Consider the following 24,016-nt stretch of genomic DNA (forward strand, 5'->3'; position numbering starts at 1 on the left):
TTCACTTTTTTGTAACGGATTTTCCCGATGGATGCTAAACAGACGCGGCAGGGCGTTTTACTCGCCCTTGCCGCTTATTTTATTTGGGGTATTGCGCCAGCATATTTCAAACTTATCGCTTACGTACCGGCTGACGAAATCCTCACTCACCGCGTGATTTGGTCGTTTTTCTTTATGATCGCGTTGATGAGCCTCAGTCGACAGTGGTCAGGCGTTAAAACGCTGCTGAAAACACCGAAAAAGGTGTTTCTGCTCGCCCTCTCTGCGGTATTGATTGGCGGTAACTGGCTGCTGTTTATCTGGGCGGTGAATAACCATCACATGCTCGAAGCCAGCCTGGGCTACTTTATTAACCCGCTGGTGAACATCGTACTGGGGATGATTTTCCTCGGCGAACGCTTCCGTCGTATGCAGTGGCTGGCGGTGGTTCTGGCCTTCTGTGGCGTGCTGGTGCAGCTGTGGACCTTCGGCTCGCTGCCGATTATCGCGCTCGGCCTGGCGTTCAGCTTTGCGTTCTATGGTCTGGTGCGTAAGAAAATTGCGGTGGAAGCCCAAACCGGGATGCTATTCGAAACCCTGTGGCTGCTGCCGGTAGCCGCAATTTATCTGTTCGGTATTGCCGACAGCGCCACCAGTCATATGGGCAGCAACCCATGGTCCCTGAACCTGCTGCTGGTCGCGGCAGGCGTGGTGACAACCATCCCATTGCTGTGTTTCACCGGTGCGGCGACGCGCCTGCGTCTCTCCACGCTCGGCTTCTTCCAGTACATTGGCCCGACGCTGATGTTCCTGCTGGCGGTAGTGTTCTACGGTGAAGTACCCGGTATGGATAAGATGGTGACGTTCGCGTTTATCTGGGTGGCGCTGGCGATATTTGTCGCGGATGCGATTTATACCCAGCGCAGGGTGCGCAAAGGGCTGTGATGTTGCCCTCACCCTAACCCTCTCCCACGGGGAGAGGGAATTCGATCGTAGGGCGGGTAAGCGCAGCGCCACCCGCCAGATTTTTACAGCCAGTTCCGGCGCTTAAAATAGAGATACGGTGCCAGCCCGGCGAGGATCATAAAGACAATTGCGCCTGGGTAACCAAAGCTCCACTTCAGTTCCGGCATAAACTCAAAGTTCATCCCGTAGCTTGATGCGACAAGCGTCGGCGGCAGGAACACCACAGATACCACCGAGAAGATTTTAATAATGCGGTTCTGCTCGATGTTGATAAAGCCCATCGCCGCCTGCATCAGAAAGTTCACCTTCTGGAACAGGGATTCGTTATGCGGTAACAGGGATTCGATATCGCGCAGGATCTCACGCGCCTGCTCCAGCTGGCCGCCCGGCAGACGTGCCTTGCGCACCAGGAAGTTCAGCGCGCGCTGGGTATCCATCAGACACAAACGCACCTTCCAGCCGATATCTTCCAGCTCCGCCAGCGTAGAGAGCGCTTCGTCATACTCATCGCCCTGATGACCTTCCATGATCACGCGGCTCAGCTTTTCCAGATCGCTGTAGATATTTTCAATTTCATCCGCCAGCTGTTCGATTTTGGTTTCAAACAGATCCAGCAGCAGCTCATAGGCGTTGCCGTCCACCATTGCCTGGCTGCGGGCACGCATGCGGTAGAGACGAAACGCAGGCAGTTCGCGCTCGCGCAGGGTAAACAGGCGGCCATCGCGAATGGTAAACGCCACGGTGGAGTTACCCGCGTGGTCTTCGGCATCTTCAAAAAAGAAGAAGGAGTGAATATGCAGACCGTCTTCATCTTCAAAAAAACGTGCGGATGCTTCGATGTCTTCCAGTTCTGGACGGGTCGCCAGGCTTTGCCCCAGCTCAGATTGTACGCGAAGGCGTTCATCGTCGTCCGGCTCGACCAGATCCACCCATACGGCATCAATGAGGGGCTGTGACTCTTCGGCTTCAAGCCGAGTCAGTCGGTTATTTTCGAGTTGAAATGCGCTCAACATGACCGGGACTCCCAATGCAAAAAATATCGGACAGTTCGGTGGGCACACAGAAACAATTTGGGTTTCAGACCATTAAACAGCCTGACTCAGCGCGACGGGAATAATGCAGTCGCTGACAACCACTAAGGCCATCAGCAAGGGGAGATAGCCTTAGGAGTTGTTCCTGGATGACAGGGAATTGAGCCAGTATCTACTGGGTGTGTCCAAGGCGAATGTCCTCTTAGCGTAATCGTGCGCGCATGTTACGCCAGCATTAACTGTGGCGTCAACACGCAACGAAACGCTGAAGGGCATTAATTGACCTTCAATGTATAAGGCTAGCAGATTATTACAAAATAATGATATTTTTCTGAAAGTTACACAGTTTCCAGCTTAGCATAGGCAGCCACCAGCCATTTGATCCCCTGCCCCTGGAACGCCACCTGCAAACGGCTGTGCTCACCGCTTCCTTCCAGATTCACGATAGTACCTTCACCAAATTTCGAATGGCGAACCCGCTGCCCCAGTTTGTAGCCCGTGTCGTTTTCTGAGATCGGCGCGCCCATGCGCTGATGACTGACCGGACGGCTAATGCTGGCACGCAGACGTACCTCTTCCACGCACGCTTCCGGCAGTTCGCCGATAAAGCGCGACGGACGGTGATAGACCTCTTTGCCGTACAGACGACGGGTTTCGGCGTAGGTCAGCGTCAGCTTTTGCATTGCTCGCGTCACGCCCACGTAGGCCAGTCGACGTTCTTCTTCCAGACGTCCGCCTTCATCCAGCGACATCTGGCTCGGGAACATCCCCTCTTCCATGCCGACGATAAACACCTGCGGGAACTCCAGACCTTTCGCGGAGTGCAGCGTCATGAGCTGTACCGCATCCTGCCACGTATCCGCCTGCCCTTCGCCCGCTTCCAGCGCGGCGTGGGAGAGGAACGCCTGCAGCGGCATCAGGTCTTCGTCTTCTTCGTTGTAGCTGAACTGGCGCGTTGCCGTCACCAGTTCCTCTAAGTTCTCGATACGGGTCTGGCCCTTCTCGCCCTTTTCCTGCTCGTACATGGTGCGCAGGCCGGAGTCCTTGATCACCCGGTCGGTCTGCACGTGCAGCGGCATGTCGGCCGTTTCCTGCGCCAGCGCGTCAATTAACTCAAGGAAGCGCTGCAAGGCGCTGGCGGCACGTCCGGCGAGGGCTTTTTCCTGCAATAGCTCACGGCATGCCTGCCACAGCGTAAGCTGACGGTCGCGGGATGCCTGACGGACCACGTCCAGCGTTCGGTCACCAATGCCACGGGTTGGCGTATTGACCACGCGCTCAAACGCGGCGTCGTCGTTACGGTTGGCAATCAGGCGCAGATACGAGAGCGCATCTTTGATCTCCTGACGTTCGAAGAAGCGCATACCGCCATAAATGCGGTACGGCATGCTCACCTGCAGCAACGCCTCTTCCAGCACGCGCGACTGGGCGTTGCTGCGATAGAGAATGGCGCACTGCTCCAGCGCGCCGCCGTTGTCCTGCCAGGTTTTAATGCGGTTCACCACAAAACGCGCTTCGTCGAGCTCGTTGAACGCGCAGTAGATAGAGATAGGCTCGCCGTCGACGCCGTCGGTCCAGAGCTTTTTCCCCAGACGCCCGTTGTTGTTTTCAATCAGGGCGTTGGCCGCGCTCAGAATGTTGCTGGTTGAACGGTAGTTCTGCTCCAGACGGATGGTCTGCGCACCGGGGAAATCGTTAAGGAAGCGCTGGATATTTTCCACCTGCGCACCACGCCAGCCGTAGATGGACTGGTCGTCATCGCCCACGATCATCACCTTGCTGGTATCACCGGCCAGCAGGCGGACCCACGCGTACTGAATGTTGTTGGTATCCTGGAATTCGTCCACCAGGATATTAGTGAAGCGTTCGCGGTAGTGCTGCAGAATGTGCGGCTTGTTGAGCCACAGCTCGTGCGCGCGCAGCAGCAGCTCGGCGAAATCCACCAGACCGGCGCGATCGCACGCTTCCTGGTAGGCCTTATAGACATTCTGCCAGGTCTGCTCGACCGGGTTACCGAAGCTCTGAATATGATGCGGGCGCAGCCCTTCATCTTTCTGGCCGTTGATGTACCACATCGCCTGACGCGGCGGCCACTGCTTCTCGTCGAGGTTCATCGCCTTGATCAGGCGCTTCAGCAGACGGAGCTGATCTTCGCTGTCGAGGATCTGGAAATCCTGCGGCAGGTTGGCGTCCATATGGTGCGCGCGCAACAGACGGTGCGCCAGACCGTGGAAGGTGCCAACCCACATGCCGCCCTGGCTGGTGCCCATCAGCTGTGCGATACGGTGGCGCATTTCTGCCGCCGCCTTGTTGGTAAACGTCACCGCCATGATGGAGTACGGCGAGCAGTTTTCCACGCTCTGCAGCCAGGCGATACGGTGAACCAGCACGCGCGTCTTACCACTGCCCGCTCCAGCCAGCACCAGCATGTTGGTGCGCGAGGCGGCAACCGCGTCACGCTGTTTGTCATTAAGGCTGTCGAGCAGGTAAGAAACGTCCATTGGCACCGTCACGTCATGTCGGGCAGGCGAATGTTTTCATTCGCCAAAACCCTGTTAATTTATACAGAACAATTGATGATTATATCAGCGTCGTGAGGGATGCCAACCGTGAAATTTCCACGTGCGGCAGAAGACGGCTGTCGGGGGTTATCATCAGGTCAGCGTTTTCCGGCTTGATCCAGCAGGCCTGCATGCCGCAGCGGATCGCCCCGGCCACGTCCGTGGTCAGGTCATCGCCCACGTGCAGGATCTCGCCGAGAGGCAAATCCAGTTTTTCTGCCGCCAGGTGATACATGTCGCTGAATGGCTTCGAACGCCCGTGCGGGCCCGCGCGCAGCACGAACTCAAAGTAATCGCCAAGACCAAACAGTTCAGGCTGGGCATTGCCGTTGGTGATCGCCACCAGCGGCCACTTATCCGCCAGTTTTGCCAGCATATCGTGCGTCTCCTGCGGCACGTCAATGCGGCTGCGCCATTTGGCGAAGTTCTCCATCGACGCTTCCGCACCAATGGCCGCCTCGCGCGCGCTCAGGCCGACGTTAAGCATCGCCTGTTCCACCGCGCGGCGACGCCATTCGGTGACATCGTGATAAATCTCCGGCTCGGTCTCCCGCAGGGACTGACGCAGTTGCTGAAAATCTTTGTTCTGCAATGTTTTCAATGCAGGATGATAATTCTGCACAAACGCCAGCGATTCTTGTTCAGTACGCAGGATCACCGGGCGGTTGTCATAAAGGGTGTCATCAAGGTCAAACGTCAGGGCTGAGATCTGACCGAGTGGGCGGTAAAAACGCATTATTTCCCCCGTTTGGCGCGTGGATGCGCCGCGTCATACACCGAGGCAAGGTGTTGAAAGTCTAAGTGGGTGTAAATTTGAGTGGTCGACAGATTCGCATGGCCGAGAAGCTCCTGCACACCGCGCAGGTCGCTGCTTGATTCCAGCATGTGCGTCGCAAACGAGTGGCGCAGTTTGTGCGGATGAACGTGGCTGTTCAGCCCCTGCCTGATGCCCCACTCTGCAAAACGCTTCTGCACGTTACGCGCGGAAATCCGCTTGCCGAGTTTCGACAGGAACAGCGCGTTTTCTTCTGCACCAAACAGCCCACGCAGGTCAAGCCAGTGCTCAATCCAGGCGACGGCGTTGCGGCCAATCGGCAGGCGGCGCTCTTTGCTGCCCTTACCCATCACCCACACTTCGCCGGATTCCAGATCGAGGTGTTTTACGTCGAGGTTCACCAGTTCAGACAAACGCAGCCCGGCTCCGTACATCACCTCCAGCATGGCGCGGTCGCGCACGGCCAGCGGATCGTTAAGATCGATATCCAGCAGGCGGTTTACGTCGTCGACGTCGATATTTTTAGGCAGATGGCGCGGGGCTTTTGGCGTGGCGATACCTTTCGCCGGGTTGGCTTTTAAACGCCCCTGGCTCACCAGCCAGTCGAAGAAACTGCGCAGCGCAGAGAGCCTGAGCGCAAGGCTGGCCGGGCTTAAGTTTTTTTTACGGCTACGCACAACGAACCCGCGTACCGTGGCAGCGTCACAGTGTTGCCAGCTTTTCAGGCCGATCTCGTCGGCAATCTGCATGATGGCATCAAGCTGACGCTGATAGTTCAGCAACGTAATGGGGCTTAACTGACGTTCAACGCCCAGATAGCGCAGAAAGCGCGTGACGTCAGTGCCGAGTAATTCGTCCGTCATACGCGCTCAATCCAGCGCTCCAGCAGCTCAGGCAGCATCAGGGCAAGCTCCTGCAGCAGGTGCGTGCCTTGCCCCTGCTCATAATGATGCGCGTCGCGACTGGTGAATAACATCACGCCCAGATCGCCGTCGCGCCCCATCAGCGACATCGCCACCGAGCCAATCGCTTTGGCTTCCGGCAACACCACCAGCAGCTCGGGTCCATTCAACGGCCCCAGATAGTGGTGCTCATGTCCCAGACGCTGGATACGCAGTGGCTCAAATGCCTGACGGCTCAGCGCCAGGTGGGTAAAACTGGACGGCGCGTTAATGCGCCAGCGGTCAGGGAAGAGACGAATCGTCGCACCTGCCAGACCCAGCTCACGCGCCCAGCGGTGGAAACGGCTGAGAAACTCGTCAAGGCTGTGCGCCGAAGCCAGACGCGCCTGCAGATGCAACAGCCGATAGAACAGGCTTTCATTATTGTTGGCCTGCTCCATCAGCAGCGTCATGTTCTCTTCGAGCTGATTGATATGCTTGCGCGAGCGTGCCATGTGCCATTCGACCAGCGACACGGTTTCGCGAACCGGATGCGGCACGCGCATCTGTTCGACGACGCGTGCATTGCGGATAAAAAACTCAGGATTGTTCAGCAGGTAATCAACAACAGCTCTGTCGTCCAGTTCCGTCACTGTTTCCTGCAGTTCTTCCCCTGGTTGTTTCATAGATGGATAAACCCGTCATAAACATGTGCCGCCGGGCCAGTCATATACAGTGGATGACCCGGTCCTTTCCAGGCGATATCAAGACGCCCGCCTGGTAATTCCACGCGAACCTCTTCTGCCAGTAACCCCTGGGAGATGCCTACCGCCACGGCAGCACAGGCACCGCTTCCGCAGGCCTGCGTTTCGCCCGCGCCGCGCTCGTAAACCCGCAGGCGGATGTGCTCACGCTTCACCACCTGCATGAAGCCGATATTTGCCCGCTCCGGGAAACGTTCGTGGCCTTCCAGCACCGGACCGAGGGCTTCGACCGCAGCAGTATCGACATCATCAACCTGAATCACGCAGTGCGGGTTACCCATCGAGACGACGCCGCACAATACTGTCTGCTCGGCCGCACGCATAATATAGGTCTTTTCCGCTTTGTTTGCGCGAAACGGCACGGAGGACGGCTCAAAGTTCGGCTCGCCCATATTCACGCGCACCAGTTCGTCATCGGTGACGCTGAGCACCATACGGCCATTCGCGGTGCTGACGCGGATATCACGCTTGTTGGTCAGCCCTTTCAGGCGAACAAAGCGGGCAAAACAGCGCGCGCCGTTACCGCACTGGGAGACTTCACTGCCGTCTGCATTAAAGATGCGGTAGTGGAAATCAAGGTCAGGATCGTAAGGGGGTTCAACCACCAGCAGCTGATCAAACCCCACGCCCAGATGCCGGTCCGCCAGGCGACGGATTAGCTCAGGGGAGAAAAAGACATTCTGCGTTACCGCGTCGACGACCATAAAGTCGTTGCCAAGGCCATGCATTTTAGAGAACTGCATTATTTGCTCCATTGCGCGGGTACAGAACGTAATTGTCAGTAATTCACCTGGGTTGGGCCGCCATTGTCGCCACGATCGTTCGTGTCCGGCGTCGAAGACTCAATACCGCTTTGTACAGGTTTCGTTGGTGGCGGTGCGGTTTTATCCGCTGGCGGGAAGTAAAGCGGTCCCTTCAGTCCACAGCCAGTCAGGCTAAACAGAGTGATGAGAACGGCAAGCGTTCGGAAAACGTTTTTCATTAGTTGTTGCCCGTAAGTTCAAATCTGTTTCTATCATCGCAGGAGAAGACACAAAAGCAAGAGTTTGCCGCTTTCCTGCAACGGGAATTATTTAGCGTTATACTGCCGCCATCACGAAAAACAGGAACAAAACCATGAACGACAGTGAATTCCATCGCCTTGCCGACACCCTGTGGATGACCATTGAAGAACGTCTCGACGACTGGGACGGCGACAGCGATATCGATTGTGAAATCAACGGCGGCATCCTGACCCTGAGCTTCGAAAACGGCAGCAAAATTATTATCAACCGTCAGGAGCCGCTTCACCAGGTGTGGCTGGCAGCGAAACAGGGCGGCTATCACTTCGATCTGAAGGGTGACGAGTGGATTTGCGACCGTAGCGGCGAAACGTTCTGGGATTTGCTGGAGCAGGCGGCCACGGCGCAGGCAGGTGAGGCAGTTAGTTTCAGGTAGTCTTGTTGCCCGGTGGCGGCGACGCCTTACCGGGCCTACAACGGCTCGAACCGTAGGCCGGGTAAGCATGAGCGCCACCCGGCAACAGCGACTCGAACCGTAGGCCGGGTAAGCATGAGCGCCACCCGGCAACAGCGACTCGGGCCGTAGGCCGGGTAAGCGCCAGCGCCACCCGGCTGAAAAATCAGGAGAAATACTGCTGCAACAGCGGTGCAGTATCCTGGCTCGCTGGCACCGCTGGCGCTATCGCCTGAGTACGGAACGGGATCACCTGTGCACGCCCGTCGACGTTCACAATCTGGTAGAACTGCGGCAGGTTGAAGTTGATAAAGCTCGAACCGTAGGTAAAGCGGTCGTGTGACGACGAATAGAAGCGGCTGACGTCACGCACCAGTTCCTCTTTACTGCCTTCACAGTGGTGATACACCTCGGCGCGGTTGGTCTCATCCAGAATGTAGATGTTGAAACCGGCATCATCGCCCGACTCTTCGAAGAAGAACTGAATAATCCCTTCACTCGCAAAGCCATCCACTACCTGCGGCAGTTTGACGTGGTTAGTTTCCACCTGAACAGACAGACCATGCAGCTTGTTGTGTGAAATCGCGCCGTAGAACTCAATGGCGTTTTCCAGCTTCTGTACCGACACATTCAGGCGCTCGAAGAACAGGCCCCAGGTCTGGCCTGAGACGCGCAGCGCCTTAAAGCGTCCGGTTTCATTCCGGGTACTGGAAAGACGCAGTTCAATGCACTCAGAAACCAGTTGCTGCACGCGGGTACGAATCAAACCGCGCAGGTGCTGGCTGTAGCAGAACACGTCGACGCTGTCCGGCGGCGCGGCGTCCTGGTGCATCTTGCCGAGAATCGTTTTCAGCGCTTCGATCATCGCCTGCTCGCCGTTGAAGTGCAGGGTACGCACTTCGTTCCACGAGTTGCGGTACAGCAGGTCGACGCTGCCCACCAGGCAGTTTTGCTGCTCGCCAAAGCTGAAGACGTCCAGCTTGCGGAAATCAAAATGAACCACCTGATTGCGGAAGGCCGCCGTCGGGTCGTACTCCAGGTTGACGATGATCGCCAGATGGCGGATCTCGCACGGGCTGTAGAGCGCTTTTGGCGTCGGCGCAGGCAGACGCAGCGGGAAGTGGTGCGAAACATCCGCCACCATTTCCTGCAGCTTGGCTAAATCCACCACCTCGTTGCCTTTGATAAACAGGCGAGTGCGCGAGGTCAACAGGCCATTAAACCAGGCCCAGGCCACCAGCTTGTTCAGGTAACGGTTATATTCCAGCGGCTGATGGCTGATGATCGAGTCCATGCTTGGCGCACGGTTGTAGAGATACCATCCGGTGCGATTCGCGCGGCCCGGTGGCACATAGATAAAGGTCAGGTTGGGTTCTGACAGGTCTGGTGAAATTTGCGGGTTCACCAGGGTAACTTTACCCGGCAGCGCTTCAAATGCGGCGTACAGTTTACGGGTCAGGACACCGATATCCTGCGGGCTGGCGGAAACGCTGAGGTTGTTACGGCGGGCAAAGCGGATCAGGTTACGGTAGCTTTGCATCATCGCGTCGAGCAGTTCATTGTGCGCTTCACGCACCTGATCGATTTTCCAGTTGGCGCGGTTGTCGAGCATGGACAAGCGTTCGTCGTCCCATCCCCACTCTTTGACTAACTGACTGACCACTTCGCGACGCCAGCCAACGCAAGCGCGTTCACGGCTCAACTTCTCACAGACTTTGAGATAAAAACATCGACGCACCAGGTCGAGACGCGTGGTGTCATCAATGGCTTTTAGGTATTCGGTGACGCGTTCCAGCATCATGCAGTAGGCATCCAGCCCGTAGGAGACAATCTCCCCGTCGTGCAGACGCTGCTTGATATCTTTCGCCAGCAGGCGCGGCGTCGGGTATTCCCAGGAGTAGGCTTCGAGCAGCAGCGTTTTCAGCACCGCTTTATACGGTGAGTCGATACTCTTGTAGAGCTGCCAGAGGCTCGCGCCAAAATACTCTTCTGCGGACAAGGAGCTAAGCCCGCCGAGATCCAGCCATTCGTTTGGCGTCAGTACGCCCTGCGAATAGAGCGACATGACGTAATCATCGTAATGCTCTTCTTCATCGCACGGCACCATATTCCACAGAATACGCTTCCCGGCGAGGCGAACAGCGGTACGGTAAAATTCATCCAGCAATAAGATGTGCTGAGTCGAGCCACAGTCTTCGCCACCGAGACTGCCGCTTTCGTTATGGCGGAAACGGTTTTCATCAATCAGGAAGAAGCTCACTTCCACACCGAGCGAGGCCGCCCAGCTCTCCAGCAGGCTGCATTTACGCTGCAACAGCTGGCGCTCTTCGTTATCGAGCCAGGATTGATGGCAGACCCAGATATCCAGGTCAGAGGAACAGCTTTGCCCTACCGATGAGGTACTTCCCATGGTGTAAACGCCGGTGATCGGCAATTCGCCTTTCGGGGATTCCTGTGGCGGCATGCCACGGTAGAGTTCCAGCTCGTTCAGATAATGCTGTTGGGTTTCATCAGGCGTGAAAAGGCAGATGCCCTGGGGAACGTTACCATCGAGGTAACCCGGCATCAGCGGGTGGTGATAGTGCAATAAAGTCGGCAGCAGACTGTAAACCTGCTGGAAAGCAGGCCCCATGGCAGCAAGCGCGCGATCCACACGCAGTTGATTTATGGCATCCAGTCTCTGTTTTAAAGTCTCAATATAGAGGTACAAGACGTATCGCCTGATGTTTCCGGGTGGCACAAGTTATTCAAAAAACGAATAACGGTGGACCCGCAGTATTTCAAAAAGATAACCGTTACCCTTTTTCGCCCTTATCTTTATGGTGGTACAGACGAAAAAATGGTCTAAAACGTGATCAATTTAACACCTTGCCGATTGACCGTAAAGAAAGATGCGCTACATACAAGTGTAGCATCGTTCTTTACATGTAAATTCCTGAATACGGCTGTGGCCGACTATCGCGCCGCCCTTTCCCTCTCTTTCTTCATCAACCGTAAAACTGCCATCCGGGAGTCAACAATGTTAGGATGGTTAGCGATTGATAATGACGGTAACAAGCATGTTAGACAATGTTTTGAGAATTGCCACACGCCAAAGCCCTCTTGCGCTCTGGCAGGCACATTATGTTAAGCAGCGCCTTGAAGCCTGCCACTCAGGATTACGCGTCGAGCTGGTGCCGATGGTCACGCGCGGCGATGTGATCCTTGATACGCCACTGGCGAAAGTTGGCGGAAAGGGCTTGTTTGTCAAAGAGCTGGAACTGGCACTGCTTGAAAACCGCGCCGATATCGCCGTGCACTCGATGAAGGATGTGCCCGTTGAGTTCCCGGAAGGGCTGGGGCTGGTAACGATCTGCGAGCGCGAAGATCCGCGCGACGCGTTTGTCTCCAACCAGTATGACTCGCTCGATGCGTTGCCGGAAGGCAGCGTGGTTGGCACGTCAAGTTTACGCCGCCAGTGCCAGTTGGCTGAACGCCGTCCGGACCTGGTCATCCGATCGCTGCGCGGTAACGTGGGCACGCGACTCGGCAAGCTGGATAACGGTGATTACGACGCCATTATCCTCGCCGTTGCGGGCCTGAAACGTCTGGGGCTGGAGTCACGCATTCGCGTGGCGCTGCCACCGGAGCTGTCTCTCCCGGCCGTGGGCCAGGGAGCCGTCGGTATTGAATGCCGTCTGGATGATGCCCGTACCCGTGACCTGCTTGCTCCGCTGAATCATGACGAGACCGCCATCCGCGTAAAAGCTGAACGCGCGATGAATACCCGCCTCGAAGGGGGCTGTCAGGTGCCGATTGGTAGCTATGCTGAATTGACAGACGGCGAGCTGTGGCTGCGTGCGCTGGTTGGCGCACCGGACGGTTCACAGATGGTGCGCGGGGAACGCCGCGGCAAGCCGCAAGATGCCGAACAGCTTGGCGTGTCGCTGGCGGAAGAGCTACTGAATAACGGCGCGCGTGAAATTCTGGCCGAAGTTTATAACGGAGAACCCCCTGCATGAGTATTCTCGTCACCCGCCCTTCTCCCGCAGGAGAGCAATTAGTGAGCCGTCTGCGCGCACTGGGGCAGGTGGCCTGGAGTTTTCCGTTGATTGAATTCTCCCCCGGTCGGCAGTTGTCCTCACTCGCCGCCCATATGAATACTCTGCAGGAAGGCGATTTACTCTTTGCGCTGTCGCAACATGCCGTGGAGTTTGCCCATGCGCAGCTACAGCAACAAGGGCTTAGCTGGCCAACGCCCCCCCGCTATTTTGCTATCGGGCGCACTACGGCGCTGGCATTGCATACCGCCAGCGGGATCGACGTTCGCTACCCGTTAGATCGGGAAATTAGCGAAGTCTTGCTACAATTACCTGAATTACAAACTATTGCCGGAAAGCGTGCGCTGATTTTACGCGGTAACGGCGGGCGCGAACTGCTGGGCGAAACGCTGCGGGAACGTGGCGCTGACGTCACGTTCTGCGAATGCTATCAGCGTTGTGCAAAACATTATGATGGTGCGGAAGAGGCAATGCGCTGGCACACGCGCGGCATCAACACGCTGGTGGTCACCAGTGGTGAAATGTTGCAACAGCTTTGGTCGCTTATTCCGCAATGGTATCGTGAAAACTGGTTACTCCGCTGTCGGCTTCTGGTCGTCAGTGAGCGTCTGGCGAACCACGCCCAGGAACTGGGCTGGCAAGATATTCGGATCGCTGATAACGCCGACAACGATGCGCTGCTGCGCGCATTACAATAACTCTCAAATGGGAAGCCATAATGACGGAACACGAAAAATCCTCCGCCGTGGTTGAAGAGACCAGGGAGACTGTGGATACCACACCACAGCCAGAGACGACTGAGAAAACCGCTGAGAAGAAAAACGGCAGCAATAAAACCAGCCTCACGCTGAGCGTGATTGCCATCGCGATTGCGCTGGCCGCAGGCGTTAGCCTGTATGGGCTGGTGAAGAAGCAGGGCACCAATCAGACGGCCACCAGCGACGCGCTGGTAAACCAAATCACCGCGCTGCAAAAAGCGCAGGAAACACAAAAATCCGAGCTGGAAAGCGTAATTAAACAGCAGGCTGCCGCACTTGCCGACGCGAACAGCAAGCAGGAAGCGTTGACCAAACAGCTTGGCGACGTACAGCAAAAAGTGGCGACCATTTCCGGTACAGATGCCAAAACCTGGCTCCTCTCTCAGGCTGATTTTCTGGTGAAACTGGCCGGACGTAAGCTCTGGAGCGATCAGGACGTCACCACCGCCGCCGCGCTGCTGAAAAGCGCCGATGCAAGCCTGGCAGACATGAACGACCCGAGCCTGATCAATGCTCGCCGCGCGATTACCGAAGATATCGCCAGCCTGTCTGCGGTTTCGCAGGTGGATTACGACGGTATCATCCTCAAGGTTAACCAGCTCTCGAACCAGATTGATAACCTGCAGCTTGCGGATAATAACGACGACGACTCCCCGATGGATTCTGACGGTACTGAGCTTTCCAGCTCGCTCAGCGAGTGGCGCATCAACCTGCAAAAAAGCTGGCAGAACTTTATGGACAGCTTCATCACTATCCGCCGTCGCGACGAGACCGCTGTGCCGCTGTTAGCGCCAAACCAGGATGTCTATCTGCGCGAAAATATTCGCTCCCGCCTGCTGGTTGCCGCCCAGGCCGTGCCACGTCATCAGGAAGAGACCTACAAACAGGCGCTGGATAACGTCTCTACGTGGGTACGTGCTTACTACAACACCGATGACGCAACCACCACCGCGTTCCTCGATGACATTGATAAGCTGAGCCAACAAAACATCACCATGAACGTGCCGGATAAACTGGCCAGCCAACCTATTCTGGAAAAGCTGATGCAGACGCGTGTGCGTAATCTTCTGGCGCAACCCGGCGTACCGGCAGAGCCGAACGCCGATGCCCCTGCCGCCGCGCCAGCGCCCGAAAGCGCGCCACAAGGAGAGTAATCATGTTGAAAGTGCTTTTACTCTTCTTATTGCTGATCGCCGGGATCGTTCTGGGGCCAATGCTTGCTGGCCATCAGGGCTACGTTCTGATCCAGACCGATAACTACAATATCGAAACCAGCGTGACGGGCCTGGTGATCGTCCTGATCCTCGGCGTTGTGGTGCTGTTTGCTGTGGAATGGCTCCTGCGTCGCATCTTCCGCACCGGGGCGCACACCCGCGGCTGGTTCGTTGGCCGTAAACGTCGTCGCGCCCGTAAGCAGACCGAGCAGGCGCTGCTGAAGCTGGCCGAAGGGGATTATCAGCAGGTTGAGAAGCTGATGTCGAAAAATGCCGACCACGCTGAACAGCCGGTGGTGAACTACCTGCTGGCCGCTGAAGCCGCGCAGCAGCGTGGGGATGAAGCTCGCGCCAATCAGCATCTGGAGCGCGCGTCTGAGCTTTCACCGAAAGATCCGATTCCGGTGGAAATCACCCGCGTTCGCCTGCAGCTGGCGCGTAATGAAAATCACGCGGCGCGCCACGGCATTGACCGTCTGCTGGAAATTACCCCGCGTCACCCGGAAGTGCTGCGTCTTGCTGAACAGGCTTACATTCGTACCGGTGCCTGGGGCTCGCTGCTGGACATCATTCCTTCAATGGCGAAAGCCGATGTCGGTGACGATGAACATCGTGACGAGCTTCAGCGTATGGCATGGATTGGCTTGATGGATCAGGCGCGTGCCGATCTGGGCAGCGACGGCCTGAAAACCTGGTGGAAAAATCAGAGCCGTAAAACACGCCAGCAGGTTCCACTGCAGGTGGCGATGGCGGAACATCTGATTGAATGTGACGACCATGACACGGCGCAGGAAATTATCCTTGATGGCCTTAAGCGCCAGTACGATGACCGCCTGGTGCTGGTGATCCCGCGTCTGAAAACCAATAATCCTGAGCAAATCGAAAAAGCGCTGCGCCAGCAGATCAAAACCGTGGGCGACCGCCCGCTGCTGTGGAGCACGCTGGGCCAGTCGCTGATGAAGCACGGTGAATGGCAGGAGGCGAGCCTCGCCTTCCGCGCCGCGCTGAAACAGCGCCCCGACGCGTTTGACTACGCCTGGCTTGCCGATTCACTGGACAAGCAGCATAAACCAGAAGAGGCCGCAGCCATGCGGCGAGACGGGTTACTGCTGACGTTGCAAAATAATAACACCCAACAGTAATCGTGAAGGAGGCCTAAAGGCCTCCTTTTTTTATCGCCCTTCCCCTGCTACATTCGTTGTATCTTCATCAGGAAACGAACCCGCCAATGTAAAGATGTCTTTTCATTAACTTTTTTTCGTACACGCCTCTTCTGCTGCGTGGAATAAATCGTTTTTGAAAGGAAATCTTCATGAACTCGCTTTTATATGCGCTTTTTGAAGCACTTCGCTGCCATCGTTGGCTGCGCCTTCTTGCCTGCGCTTTTATCTTTTCGTCGCTGGGGAACGGCTTAACCCAGGTTGTTGTTTTCGGCTTACTGCTACAATGGGATGCGCCACCGCTACTGCTCACTCTCGCATTTCTTTTGGCTACGGTTCCGGGATTTATCGGCAGCGTAATTGGCGAGAGGCTATGCCAGCAGTTTTCCCCGATATCCCTGCTGATAATCACCGAATTACTGGGTTTAGTCGCACTGCTCTTTCCTTTGCTCGGCGTACATTATCACAGCATTCCTGCCCTGCTTGCCGTGCAATCCGCAGAGGCGTTATTGAGTGGGATGAGTTGGCCTGCGCTAACGCTGCTGTTTAAACGTGGGCTCAGTGAAGGAGAACTGCCTGCTGCAACCTGTCTGGAGAATCTGATATTTGCTTCTCAAGTACTTTTAGGAACCGGGTTGGGTGTCGTGCTGTTCCAAAAAATGTCGGTAACCGGTTTGCTGGCTATTGATGCCGCCAGTTTTCTGGGATCGTTGTTGATGCTACGGCTGGCGGGGCGGGAATTTACTGCACCGACGATACCGCTACCCGCAGATTTTCACGAGCCGGTAGCGTTACGCTGGCAGACGTTAACTCTACGGCAAAAACGCAGTCTGCTCATTTTGCCTGGGCTGGCAGCCGTTGGCTCACCGGCAATGGCATTACTTCCCGCCCTGGCACAGCAATTCCAGCCTGAGAATGCCGCGGAACTTGCGCTACCCCTGCTTTTCGCCAGAAATATGGGGCAACTTTGCGGACCGATGTTGCTCAAGAGAGATAGTCTGACGCGTATTGCTACGCAACCTCCCCTACTGATGGCCTGCCTTAGTGTCTTTCTGGCTGCTTACGGAGTGCTTCCGTTGTTGTCCGGATGGATTGCGCCTGCACTGGGAATGATCTTTATTGCCCATCTGGCGTCGAATATTGTGTTTGCGGCAGGTACGTTTGGCGTGCTTAGTAGCTTTCAGATCGCACAGATCCCGGCTGCAAGCAGTAAAGCCTGGCGCTGGCAGACGCTTAGCGCTTCTCTCTTTACTGGTCTCGCAGCAATGACGACGACGATGCTAGGGGCACTTCATGCGCTGTATGTAGTCTCTGGCGTCGCGCTGCTTTTCGTTGCGCTGGTGATGACGCGTTTTCGTGGCTAAAACATAAAAAAACGCCTGCTATAAAAGCAGGCGTTAAAACAGGTCTGTATGACAACATATTTGGTGCTTCACTCAACGTTGTGTCCATGGTGTTTGATGAGGCCGAAGCGACATCTGTCAGTGGACGATAAGCACCGTAAACGGCTCTGCGTCATTCCTGAGTTTATGAGGCACTAAGGCGAACATAAGAGATGGAATGAGCATCTACGCGTATATTATTGCACGTTACGTGCCAACATGACACGCAGAACTTTTACATCGCGCAACATTTTAAGATAAAAGGAAATTTTGTCGTTAAGGCTCGCCTGAAGCCTCTGCCGGAACCCGAAAATGTGATCATCTGTCGCCTGGAAGCGACAACAATATCAGTCACACACTAAATACAGATATATCAATAGGTTATATGTCGCTGAAACGCGACAAAAAAGGAGATGGTTGTCGGGATAAGACTACAGGAGAGGGAACAGCAGAAAACAAAAAACCCCGCCGAAGCGGGGTTCAAAATTGGTCGGCGAGAGAGGATTCGAACCTCCGACCCACTGGTCCCAAACCAGTTGCGCTACCAAGCTGCGCTACTCGCCGATGTACTGCTTTTTTGAATTTTTAGTTCAATTCATTAAAAAGTCGTGGTGCGAGGGGGGGGACTTGAACCCCCACGTCCGTAAGAACACTAACACCTGAAGCTAGCGCGTCTACCAATTCCGCCACCTTCGCAATTCACAACTCTTTCAATAATGGGGTGGCTAATGGGATTCGAACCCACGACAACTGGAATCACAATCCAGGGCTCTACCAACTGAGCTATAGCCACCACTGTATTCTTTCACGCGGTACTGACTACTTCTCAGACCACCGCAGCTCTAGCGCCGGGACTAAAATGGCGCGCCCGACAGGATTCGAACCTGAGACCTCTGCCTCCGGAGGGCAGCGCTCTATCCAGCTGAGCTACGGGCGCTTAGCGCCGTTGCGGGGCTGGATATTACGTACCTCCGACCCCGCTGTCTAGTGCTTTTTTGAAAAAAATGCGCGTTTGGTTATGGTTTGCACATTTTGCCGTTTAATCCTCCACTTTCTGCGTGGTGGCATGGCGACCCAGGCCAAAAAGTTTATACGCTGCCGTGACCGCAGCCAGGAAGATCATCCCGACAAACAGCGACATGCGGGTATCTTCATTAAAGTACATTCCGATTAATACGCAAATCAGGAACGCCATCGTTAAATAGTTCGCATACGGGAAAAGAATGGAGCGAAACGGATGGCTGGCAATCGCTTTTTTGTGCGCATGGCGGAAACGCAGCTGGCTAATCAGAATCACAAACCACGGGATCATCCCCGGCAGCACGCTGGCGCTGTAGACATAGACAAACACACGCTGCGGATTAGGAATAATGTAGTTCAGGCAAGAGCCGACCAGCAGGATCGCAATCGACACCGCCACGCCTGCCACCGGTACGCCCGCGCGGGAGACTTTACTCATCGCTGCTGGCAGTTGGTTATTTTTAGAGAGCGCGTAGAGCATACGGCCACAGCTGTACATCCCGCTGTTACAACCAGAGAGAGCTGCCGTCAGCACCACGAAGTTAATAATACCTGCCGCTGCCGTGATACCAATCTTCGCGAAGGTTAAGACAAACGGGCTGCCGGTGGTGCCGATTTCATTCCACGGGAAGATGGTCACGATAACGAAGATCGCGCCCACGTAGAAAATCAGGATACGCCACAATACTTTGCCAACTGCGCTACGCAGCGTGACTTGCGGATTTTTCGCTTCCCCGGCAGTGATACCAATCAGTTCAACGCCCTGATAAGACGCGACAACGATACACAGCGCCGTCAGGAAACCTTTCCAGCCACCGGCGAAGAAGCCGCCATGATCTGTCAGATTGCCAAAACCGATAGCGTGCCCGCCGTTGCCAAAGCCAAAGAAAATCACGCCCAGCCCGACAACAATCATCACGATAATGGTGGTGACTTTAATCATCGCGAACCAGAATTCGATTTCACCGTACAAACGCACGGCGGCAAGGTTTGCCAGCGCCACCAGCCCCACGGCGATAAGCGCCGGTATCCACTGAACCATATCCGGGAACCAGAACTGCACGTAGACCCCTATCGCGGTGATCTCCGAGATACCCACCGCCATCCACATAAACCAGTACGACCAGGCGGTGAGATAGCCAAAAAATGGGCTCATGTAACGGTGCGCGTAAACGGCGAAGGAGCCGGTTACCGGCTCCAGGAAGAGCATTTCCCCCATCGAACGCATAATGAAGAAGACGAACAGCCCGGCGATAATATACGCCAGTAATACGGAAGGACCTGCCCACTTAAGCGTACTTGCGGAACCCATAAACAGGCCAACACCGATAGTGCCGCCCAGCGCGATCAATTCAATGTGTCGAGCTTCCAGCCCACGCTGTAGCTCCGGTTTTTTCTCTGCCATAAATCCTCGGTTGTGTTTGCTGTTTCCCGACTTCTGCCGGTTATTATTTTTTGGGGTACTGAAATACGGTGGGAATGGTTTCTTAAATTCTGCCAAATGGCAAACGATGCATTAAAAAAATGAATGCATTGCACATAAACGCAGCAGTTTTGCAGGAGAGTTGCAGCGCGAATAGCATATCGCGCTACATTTTGATTACATCTGCCCGGTGTAATGCCAGGTGAGGTAGCGCAGCAGGCGGATCTGGCGTTTAATACGCGACGGTTGAGATAACAGACGATACAGCCACTCCAGCCCCAGGTTTTGCCAGACTTTAGGCGCACGCTTTACGTGGCCGGTAAAGACGTCGTAGGTGCCACCAACGCCCATGTAGAGCGCATCCGGGCAGACCTGGCGGCAATCGCGCATCAGGATCTCCTGACGCGGAGATCCCATCGCGACGGTGACAATTTTCGCCCCGCTGTCGCGCACGCGTTCAAACAGTGCCTGTCGATCTTCGGGTTTGAAATAACCGTCCTGGCTGCCCACGATGTTAACATTCCACTGGCTGCGCAGCTTTTGTTCCGTCTGCGCCAGCACATCTGGTTTACCACCAATCAGGAAGACAGGTGTTCCTTCTGCACCGGCACGCGCCATTAATTCTTCCCAGAGATCGGCTCCCGCCACGCGGGAAACATTAGCACCAGGATACTTTTTACGGATAGAGCGCACCACGCTGATACCGTCTGCGTATTTAAACTCGGCCGCGTCAATCAGGCTTTTGACGTCCGCGTTATCTTCTACCGCCAGCATCTTTTCCGCATTGATAGCCACCAGCGTGCCCGATTTCATCTGTCCGTTTGCGAACAGGTAATCCAGCGCGTGTTGCATATCGCGCCAGCCAATAAGTTGCAGACCACGCAGCGCGTAGCGCGGCGCGGAAATCGTGTCAGTCATAAAAATTCCTACTCAGACTTGCGACAGCGTTGTGCTGCCTCGTGGCTCGCGTCTGTGCACAAGCCCTGCGCTATCAAATAACCAGTACAACAGTTTGGCCAGCAGCAGGCAGATGCCGAAAACGACCATGAAGAAAACCACACGTGAGACAAACGAATCCAGCCCCTCACGTGCCAGAACAATCATATTGAAAATGGCACCAAAACAGAAACTGTGCAAAATCGCTGCTTTATAGCGGTTCGTCTCTTCATTACCGCGCATATAGAGCCAGTCGAACCACTTAATGATCAGCCCCACGGCAATGGCACCCGGCAGGATAAACCACGCTCCGCCCATCACCACCAGTGAGCCAATTAACGTTGGCGAAATCGCCAGGCCCGAATGGTTGTTCAGCACTTCCCAGGTAAAGTAGTTCGCCGTATTGAGCACAACGCCAGGGCGGTCTGGCCACAGCCACGTCGGGATAAAGACGTAGAAATCACGGACAATTGGCGCTAAGCCCTGGAAATCGATCTTGTCGTAGTTTTGCAGCAGCAGCGCCAGGTTTTCCCACGGCGAGAAGGTGTCGCGCGTGAGGTACAAAAAGGTGTAAAACGCTTCATCTCCGGCCACGTTCAGCCCGTAACGCTTCAGCGCCAGCCAAAACATCCCCACAATGCCAAACACGCCTGCCGCCGCCAGCATCCACAGCGAGATCCAGCCGCGAATGATGCCGATAAACAGGAAGATCGCAAACGCGATAATGATGTTGGCGCGCGTACCGCCGACGATCATGTAGGTCAGGATGCCGAACGCAACGGTGCTGACCAGGAAAAACAGCCAGGCTTTGCTGTCCTGACGCAGGAAAAAAATAACCAGCATCGCCGGAATGAAGAAGTAAAAGAAGCGCTTAAGGGCAACGCCGGAAACCTCTGCAGAGAAAATCTGGCTGTAGGACTGCAGCTTAAACAGCAGGAAGCCGTTGTGCATAAAGAAGATGCCCACGCTCACAAGCGCGATTGTCATCAGCATTATCCACGTCAGATGCGTTTCCACCCGGTTCATGGTGAAGAGTGGCCGACGTGGTGCCGTCTCTTTCGCAGAACGCAGGCGCGTTTTGTAGGTGACGTAATACACCGCGTAGAAGCAGGTTGCGGATAACAGCGCCTGCAGCAGAATTTCCGGCGGCGCGACGCCCACATCAAAGCGGAAGACCAGAATGCTGGTCAGCGGAAAACCAAAGTAAAAGGTCAGCAGAAACAGCAGCGAGAAAAAGACGTTGAAGTTAAAACGCACGCGCCTGAACTCAAACCAGGTGAGCGTGGCGATAAACAAGGTACTCAGCAGCCAGACCACCAACAAGCCGCTAAATTGCAACTGGCTCATGGGGTGTCTCCTGAAGCGATACGCAGCGCACGGTGCCACGGCGTGAGGTAATTTGGACTGAAAAAGTCGATGGCATTTTTATCCACCAGCGCCAGCTGACGCTGCGCCTCTCGTACCACATCCTCGCTGAGCGCATCCTCTGTAAACAAAACCGGTATATGCTGCTCAGCCATATCCTGCCAGAACGGGTTTTCGCGGTTAAGCACGCACGGTACGCCCGCCTGAATTAGCAGACACAGCGTACCAATCCCCTGCTGGCGGGCAAAGATGAAATAGCCCAGGTCACACTTTCTCAGCAGCGCCAGGTAATCATCAAATTCCAGCTTATCGCTGAGAATGTGCAGGTTCTCCGGGCTAAACCGCGCAAGTCCCTGCTGGCGAACCTCAGCAATATAAGCGTCGTTATTCGCCGGGTAGCCCATCGGCACGACCACATTTACCGTATCGCCAAACTGCTGGTGTACGGCACGGAGCGCGGCGATATGTTCATTACTGCGGTCGCCCGAGTTTCCGACCAGAATAGTCAACTTGCCTTCACGCGGCGTGTCGTTCGCCATATTGTTGAGCGCCGGGTTCATGCGGGTCGGGAAATAGAGCAGCTCACCGCGCACGTTGGGATGCAACTTCGCAAAGTAATTGAGATCGCCACGCGTGGCAAAAACGCAACCCACGCGTCCCTGCGCCATACGACGCAGCGGGTAGAAAAGACGGAATTTCCAGCCACGCGAGACTTCATACAGGTCCGCGCCCCAGATATGCCAGCTGCATTGCGACGGCTTAATCCCGCCACTCAGCAACGCCAGCCACAGGCCGGTATTGAACTGCCCATGGAAAAAGAAGCGTTGTTCACGATCCGCTTTAGCTTTAGCGACAACCGCCTTCGCCAGCGCAGATTTATCCGGCCAGAAGGTGATATTGAGTGCCGGACACGCCGCACTCAGGCCGTTATCCTGGCCTGCAACCATAAATTCACGGGCATCAGGCGTGCCGGATGCCAGCTCATCGTTAAAGAACCGCAAAACGGTCTGGTTGTGGTGCGGGATATCCGATCCCAGTACGTGAATCAGTGCAGTCATGCGCGTTTACGCCAAAGTAAAAATACGCCGCAACAGGCAGCGAAATAAACGATATAGGTTGCCATATAAGCCTGAGCGGCCCCCAGCGCACCGTGCTCAGGGATCAGCCAGCGTGAGAACGCCGTCAGCAGCGTAAACTGACTGATTTCTGCCAGGATATACAACCGCAGCGAGGCCTTTGCAATCACCAGATAGCCGAAAACGTAAGCGCCCACTTTCAGCACATCACCCACCAGTTGCCAGGCAAAGAGATCGCGCATGGCGGTAAACTTTGCCGAGAAGAGCAGCCAGATGGCGACATCGCGTAATAACCAGACGGTAAAACTAGCCACCGCGACGGCAGGCAACACAAAACGCAGGGAGCGAAAAATCTCGCGGGTAATATCCTTTTTGACGGTCAGACGCGATAAGGTTGGCAGCAACCAGACGCTAAAGGAAGCCGTTATAAACTGGAGGTAAGCGTCTGAAATGCTGCTCACGCCCTGCCAGATCCCGACTTCATCCCAGCTGTAATGCGCTGCCAGCATGTTTCGCATCATCACATAGGCTACCGGCAGCGTCACGGAGGTGATGAGCGCCATCAGGGTAAATTTGCCTAACTGGCCCGCCAGGGCTTTTTCCCACTGCGGTTTGAGATAGTGCAGTGGGATCACGCCTCTGCGCATCAACATAAACGCCGCCGGAATGACCACCAGCGCAGGCACCAGCGCCAGCCCCAACAGCGCGCCTTCGTAGCCGCCCAGACGATAGCAGAAATAATACGCAATAACGCCGATGATACTACCCAGGATCAGCGCCAGTGCGTTACCGGCGGCATCGCGAAAGCCTTTCATCAGCGCCAGCAGCAGGTTGGCCCAGGCAATCCCCATCTGAACCAGCGCGACCAGACGCACCAGCCCCTGATAATGCGTGTGCCCAAACAGACCCTGGCTAATGGGTGATGCCGCCAGCAGAAATATGACGGCCAGCAGGGTCGAGAAACCTAATACCATCGCCGAAGATGTACCGACCACCCTGCGAAGCTGAGCCGCATCGTCGTGGTACTGAGCAACGTATTTAGTGACGCCGTTAAAGATACCGGCACCAGCCAGCACGCCAAGAACAGTAACAAGCTGACGGAAATTGCCCGCCAGCCCGACGCCGGAAGGGCCAAATGAGACGGCTAATAGCTTGACGACCAGTAACCCGGCACCAATTTTGACGAGTGTGGACGCGGCGGTCCACACGGATGCTTTTGCCAGAGACATA

The 24,016-nt window shown here is 55.5% G+C and carries 21 protein-coding genes and 4 tRNA genes; 7 read left to right on the forward strand and 18 right to left on the reverse strand.

Going from position 1 to position 24,016, the window contains the following annotated elements; all coding sequences use genetic code 11:
- Positions 1 to 27: 27 nt before the first annotated feature.
- On the forward strand, positions 28 to 924 hold the full coding sequence (gene rarD, locus EoCCA6_RS10880) for an EamA family transporter RarD (RefSeq protein WP_152082664.1): 897 nt from the start codon (positions 28 to 30) through the stop codon (positions 922 to 924).
- Between the two features lie 83 nt (positions 925 to 1,007).
- Here the strand turns inward: rarD and corA are convergent, their stop codons facing one another.
- From corA to lptM, 8 genes are all read right to left on the reverse strand, one after another.
- Positions 1,008 to 1,958: a magnesium/cobalt transporter CorA gene (corA, locus tag EoCCA6_RS10885; RefSeq protein ID WP_152082665.1), complete on the reverse strand. Its 951-nt coding sequence runs from the start codon at positions 1,956 to 1,958 to the stop codon at positions 1,008 to 1,010.
- A 150-nt stretch (positions 1,959 to 2,108) separates the two neighbouring features.
- Positions 2,109 to 2,165 carry a YsgD/CorL family protein gene (gene ysgD, locus EoCCA6_RS21670; RefSeq protein ID WP_212743980.1) on the reverse strand — a complete coding sequence of 19 codons (57 nt, stop codon included), beginning with the start codon at positions 2,163 to 2,165 and terminating at the stop codon, positions 2,109 to 2,111.
- A gap of 149 nt (positions 2,166 to 2,314) precedes the next feature.
- Positions 2,315 to 4,477, reverse strand: coding sequence for a DNA helicase II (gene uvrD, locus EoCCA6_RS10890; RefSeq protein WP_152082666.1), 2,163 nt, complete (start codon positions 4,475 to 4,477; stop codon positions 2,315 to 2,317).
- 79 nt (positions 4,478 to 4,556) lie between these two features.
- Positions 4,557 to 5,273 (reverse strand): 5-amino-6-(5-phospho-D-ribitylamino)uracil phosphatase YigB, encoded by a 717-nt coding sequence (yigB, locus tag EoCCA6_RS10895; protein ID WP_152082667.1) that lies wholly within the window; start codon positions 5,271 to 5,273, stop codon positions 4,557 to 4,559.
- Positions 5,273 to 6,175 (reverse strand): tyrosine recombinase XerC, encoded by a 903-nt coding sequence (xerC, locus tag EoCCA6_RS10900; RefSeq protein WP_152082668.1) that lies wholly within the window; start codon positions 6,173 to 6,175, stop codon positions 5,273 to 5,275. The genes yigB and xerC overlap by 1 nt, the downstream gene beginning before the upstream one ends.
- A complete protein-coding gene (locus EoCCA6_RS10905; RefSeq protein WP_152082669.1) occupies positions 6,172 to 6,879 on the reverse strand; it encodes a DUF484 domain-containing protein in 708 nt (235 codons plus the stop codon). Before EoCCA6_RS10905 ends, xerC begins: the two co-directional genes overlap by 4 nt.
- Positions 6,876 to 7,700: a diaminopimelate epimerase gene (dapF, locus tag EoCCA6_RS10910; RefSeq protein WP_152082670.1), complete on the reverse strand. Its 825-nt coding sequence runs from the start codon at positions 7,698 to 7,700 to the stop codon at positions 6,876 to 6,878. Before dapF ends, EoCCA6_RS10905 begins: the two co-directional genes overlap by 4 nt.
- A 35-nt stretch (positions 7,701 to 7,735) precedes the next feature.
- The gene (gene lptM / locus EoCCA6_RS10915) at positions 7,736 to 7,939 is read right to left on the reverse strand and encodes an LPS translocon maturation chaperone LptM (protein ID WP_152082671.1); all 204 of its coding nucleotides are present in this window, start codon (positions 7,937 to 7,939) and stop codon (positions 7,736 to 7,738) included.
- Between the two features lie 134 nt (positions 7,940 to 8,073).
- Between lptM and cyaY the strand changes: the two genes are divergently transcribed.
- Positions 8,074 to 8,394 carry an iron donor protein CyaY gene (cyaY, locus tag EoCCA6_RS10920; protein ID WP_152082672.1) on the forward strand — a complete coding sequence of 107 codons (321 nt, stop codon included), beginning with the start codon at positions 8,074 to 8,076 and terminating at the stop codon, positions 8,392 to 8,394.
- Between the two features lie 184 nt (positions 8,395 to 8,578).
- On the opposite strand, the gene cyaA is transcribed toward cyaY, so the two are convergent.
- The gene (gene cyaA, locus EoCCA6_RS10925; protein WP_152082673.1) at positions 8,579 to 11,122 is read right to left on the reverse strand and encodes a class I adenylate cyclase; all 2,544 of its coding nucleotides are present in this window, start codon (positions 11,120 to 11,122) and stop codon (positions 8,579 to 8,581) included.
- 349 nt (positions 11,123 to 11,471) lie between these two features.
- On the opposite strand from cyaA, the gene hemC reads away from it, so the two are divergent.
- The 5 genes from hemC to EoCCA6_RS10950 all read left to right on the forward strand — a co-directional run bounded on the left by hemC (position 11,472) and on the right by EoCCA6_RS10950 (position 16,948).
- Complete coding sequence (gene hemC / locus EoCCA6_RS10930) at positions 11,472 to 12,413, forward strand: hydroxymethylbilane synthase (RefSeq protein ID WP_152082674.1); 942 nt, start codon at positions 11,472 to 11,474, stop codon at positions 12,411 to 12,413.
- Complete coding sequence (gene hemD, locus EoCCA6_RS10935; RefSeq protein WP_152082675.1) at positions 12,410 to 13,150, forward strand: uroporphyrinogen-III synthase; 741 nt, start codon at positions 12,410 to 12,412, stop codon at positions 13,148 to 13,150. Before hemC ends, hemD begins: the two co-directional genes overlap by 4 nt.
- A gap of 20 nt (positions 13,151 to 13,170) precedes the next feature.
- Positions 13,171 to 14,364 (forward strand): uroporphyrinogen-III C-methyltransferase, encoded by a 1,194-nt coding sequence (gene hemX, locus EoCCA6_RS10940; protein ID WP_152082676.1) that lies wholly within the window; start codon positions 13,171 to 13,173, stop codon positions 14,362 to 14,364.
- A 2-nt stretch (positions 14,365 to 14,366) separates the two neighbouring features.
- A complete protein-coding gene (gene hemY / locus EoCCA6_RS10945) occupies positions 14,367 to 15,566 on the forward strand; it encodes a protoheme IX biogenesis protein HemY (RefSeq protein ID WP_152082677.1) in 1,200 nt (399 codons plus the stop codon).
- A gap of 170 nt (positions 15,567 to 15,736) precedes the next feature.
- Positions 15,737 to 16,948, forward strand: coding sequence for an MFS transporter (locus EoCCA6_RS10950; protein ID WP_152082678.1), 1,212 nt, complete (start codon positions 15,737 to 15,739; stop codon positions 16,946 to 16,948).
- 505 nt (positions 16,949 to 17,453) lie between these two features.
- Here the strand turns inward: EoCCA6_RS10950 and EoCCA6_RS10955 are convergent.
- The 9 genes from EoCCA6_RS10955 to wzxE all read right to left on the reverse strand — a co-directional run bounded on the left by EoCCA6_RS10955 (position 17,454) and on the right by wzxE (position 24,015).
- A tRNA-Pro gene (locus EoCCA6_RS10955) sits at positions 17,454 to 17,530 on the reverse strand.
- Positions 17,531 to 17,575: 45 nt separating this feature from the next.
- Positions 17,576 to 17,662: transfer RNA gene (locus EoCCA6_RS10960), tRNA-Leu, on the reverse strand.
- Between the two features lie 21 nt (positions 17,663 to 17,683).
- Positions 17,684 to 17,759 (reverse strand) — tRNA-His (locus tag EoCCA6_RS10965).
- Positions 17,760 to 17,826: 67 nt separating this feature from the next.
- Positions 17,827 to 17,903 (reverse strand) — tRNA-Arg (locus tag EoCCA6_RS10970).
- Between the two features lie 102 nt (positions 17,904 to 18,005).
- Entirely contained in the window at positions 18,006 to 19,391 is a 1,386-nt protein-coding gene (gene thrP / locus EoCCA6_RS10975; protein WP_152082679.1) for a bifunctional threonine/serine APC transporter ThrP, read from the reverse strand.
- A gap of 195 nt (positions 19,392 to 19,586) precedes the next feature.
- Positions 19,587 to 20,327 carry a lipopolysaccharide N-acetylmannosaminouronosyltransferase gene (gene wecG, locus EoCCA6_RS10980; RefSeq protein ID WP_152082680.1) on the reverse strand — a complete coding sequence of 247 codons (741 nt, stop codon included), beginning with the start codon at positions 20,325 to 20,327 and terminating at the stop codon, positions 19,587 to 19,589.
- Positions 20,328 to 20,339: 12 nt separating this feature from the next.
- Positions 20,340 to 21,692: an ECA oligosaccharide polymerase gene (gene wzyE / locus EoCCA6_RS10985; protein ID WP_152082681.1), complete on the reverse strand. Its 1,353-nt coding sequence runs from the start codon at positions 21,690 to 21,692 to the stop codon at positions 20,340 to 20,342.
- Positions 21,689 to 22,768 (reverse strand): TDP-N-acetylfucosamine:lipid II N-acetylfucosaminyltransferase, encoded by a 1,080-nt coding sequence (locus EoCCA6_RS10990; protein WP_152082682.1) that lies wholly within the window; start codon positions 22,766 to 22,768, stop codon positions 21,689 to 21,691. The genes wzyE and EoCCA6_RS10990 overlap by 4 nt, the downstream gene beginning before the upstream one ends.
- Positions 22,765 to 24,015 carry a lipid III flippase WzxE gene (gene wzxE, locus EoCCA6_RS10995; protein ID WP_152082683.1) on the reverse strand — a complete coding sequence of 417 codons (1,251 nt, stop codon included), beginning with the start codon at positions 24,013 to 24,015 and terminating at the stop codon, positions 22,765 to 22,767. Before wzxE ends, EoCCA6_RS10990 begins: the two co-directional genes overlap by 4 nt.
- Between the last annotated feature and the right edge of the window lies 1 nt (position 24,016).

Origin of the sequence: Enterobacter oligotrophicus, from assembly GCF_009176645.1 — a bacterium.
In the GTDB taxonomy this organism is placed as follows: Bacteria; Pseudomonadota; Gammaproteobacteria; order Enterobacterales; family Enterobacteriaceae; genus Enterobacter; species Enterobacter oligotrophicus.

Coding starts and splice junctions, on each gene's coding strand:
- hemY (WP_152082677.1), top strand. CDS start 14,367: ATGTTGAAAGTGCTTTTACTCTTCTTATTGCTGATCGCCGGGATCGTT.
- wzxE (WP_152082683.1), bottom strand. CDS start 24,015: ATGTCTCTGGCAAAAGCATCCGTGTGGACCGCCGCGTCCACACTCGTC.
- corA (WP_152082665.1), bottom strand. CDS start 1,958: ATGTTGAGCGCATTTCAACTCGAAAATAACCGACTGACTCGGCTTGAA.
- thrP (WP_152082679.1), bottom strand. CDS start 19,391: ATGGCAGAGAAAAAACCGGAGCTACAGCGTGGGCTGGAAGCTCGACAC.
- hemX (WP_152082676.1), top strand. CDS start 13,171: ATGACGGAACACGAAAAATCCTCCGCCGTGGTTGAAGAGACCAGGGAG.
- dapF (WP_152082670.1), bottom strand. CDS start 7,700: ATGCAGTTCTCTAAAATGCATGGCCTTGGCAACGACTTTATGGTCGTC.
- wecG (WP_152082680.1), bottom strand. CDS start 20,327: ATGACTGACACGATTTCCGCGCCGCGCTACGCGCTGCGTGGTCTGCAA.
- cyaY (WP_152082672.1), top strand. CDS start 8,074: ATGAACGACAGTGAATTCCATCGCCTTGCCGACACCCTGTGGATGACC.
- hemC (WP_152082674.1), top strand. CDS start 11,472: ATGTTAGACAATGTTTTGAGAATTGCCACACGCCAAAGCCCTCTTGCG.
- yigB (WP_152082667.1), bottom strand. CDS start 5,273: ATGCGTTTTTACCGCCCACTCGGTCAGATCTCAGCCCTGACGTTTGAC.
- EoCCA6_RS10950 (WP_152082678.1), top strand. CDS start 15,737: ATGAACTCGCTTTTATATGCGCTTTTTGAAGCACTTCGCTGCCATCGT.
- wzyE (WP_152082681.1), bottom strand. CDS start 21,692: ATGAGCCAGTTGCAATTTAGCGGCTTGTTGGTGGTCTGGCTGCTGAGT.
- EoCCA6_RS10905 (WP_152082669.1), bottom strand. CDS start 6,879: ATGAAACAACCAGGGGAAGAACTGCAGGAAACAGTGACGGAACTGGAC.
- xerC (WP_152082668.1), bottom strand. CDS start 6,175: ATGACGGACGAATTACTCGGCACTGACGTCACGCGCTTTCTGCGCTAT.
- EoCCA6_RS10990 (WP_152082682.1), bottom strand. CDS start 22,768: ATGACTGCACTGATTCACGTACTGGGATCGGATATCCCGCACCACAAC.
- hemD (WP_152082675.1), top strand. CDS start 12,410: ATGAGTATTCTCGTCACCCGCCCTTCTCCCGCAGGAGAGCAATTAGTG.
- lptM (WP_152082671.1), bottom strand. CDS start 7,939: ATGAAAAACGTTTTCCGAACGCTTGCCGTTCTCATCACTCTGTTTAGC.
- uvrD (WP_152082666.1), bottom strand. CDS start 4,477: ATGGACGTTTCTTACCTGCTCGACAGCCTTAATGACAAACAGCGTGAC.
- rarD (WP_152082664.1), top strand. CDS start 28: ATGGATGCTAAACAGACGCGGCAGGGCGTTTTACTCGCCCTTGCCGCT.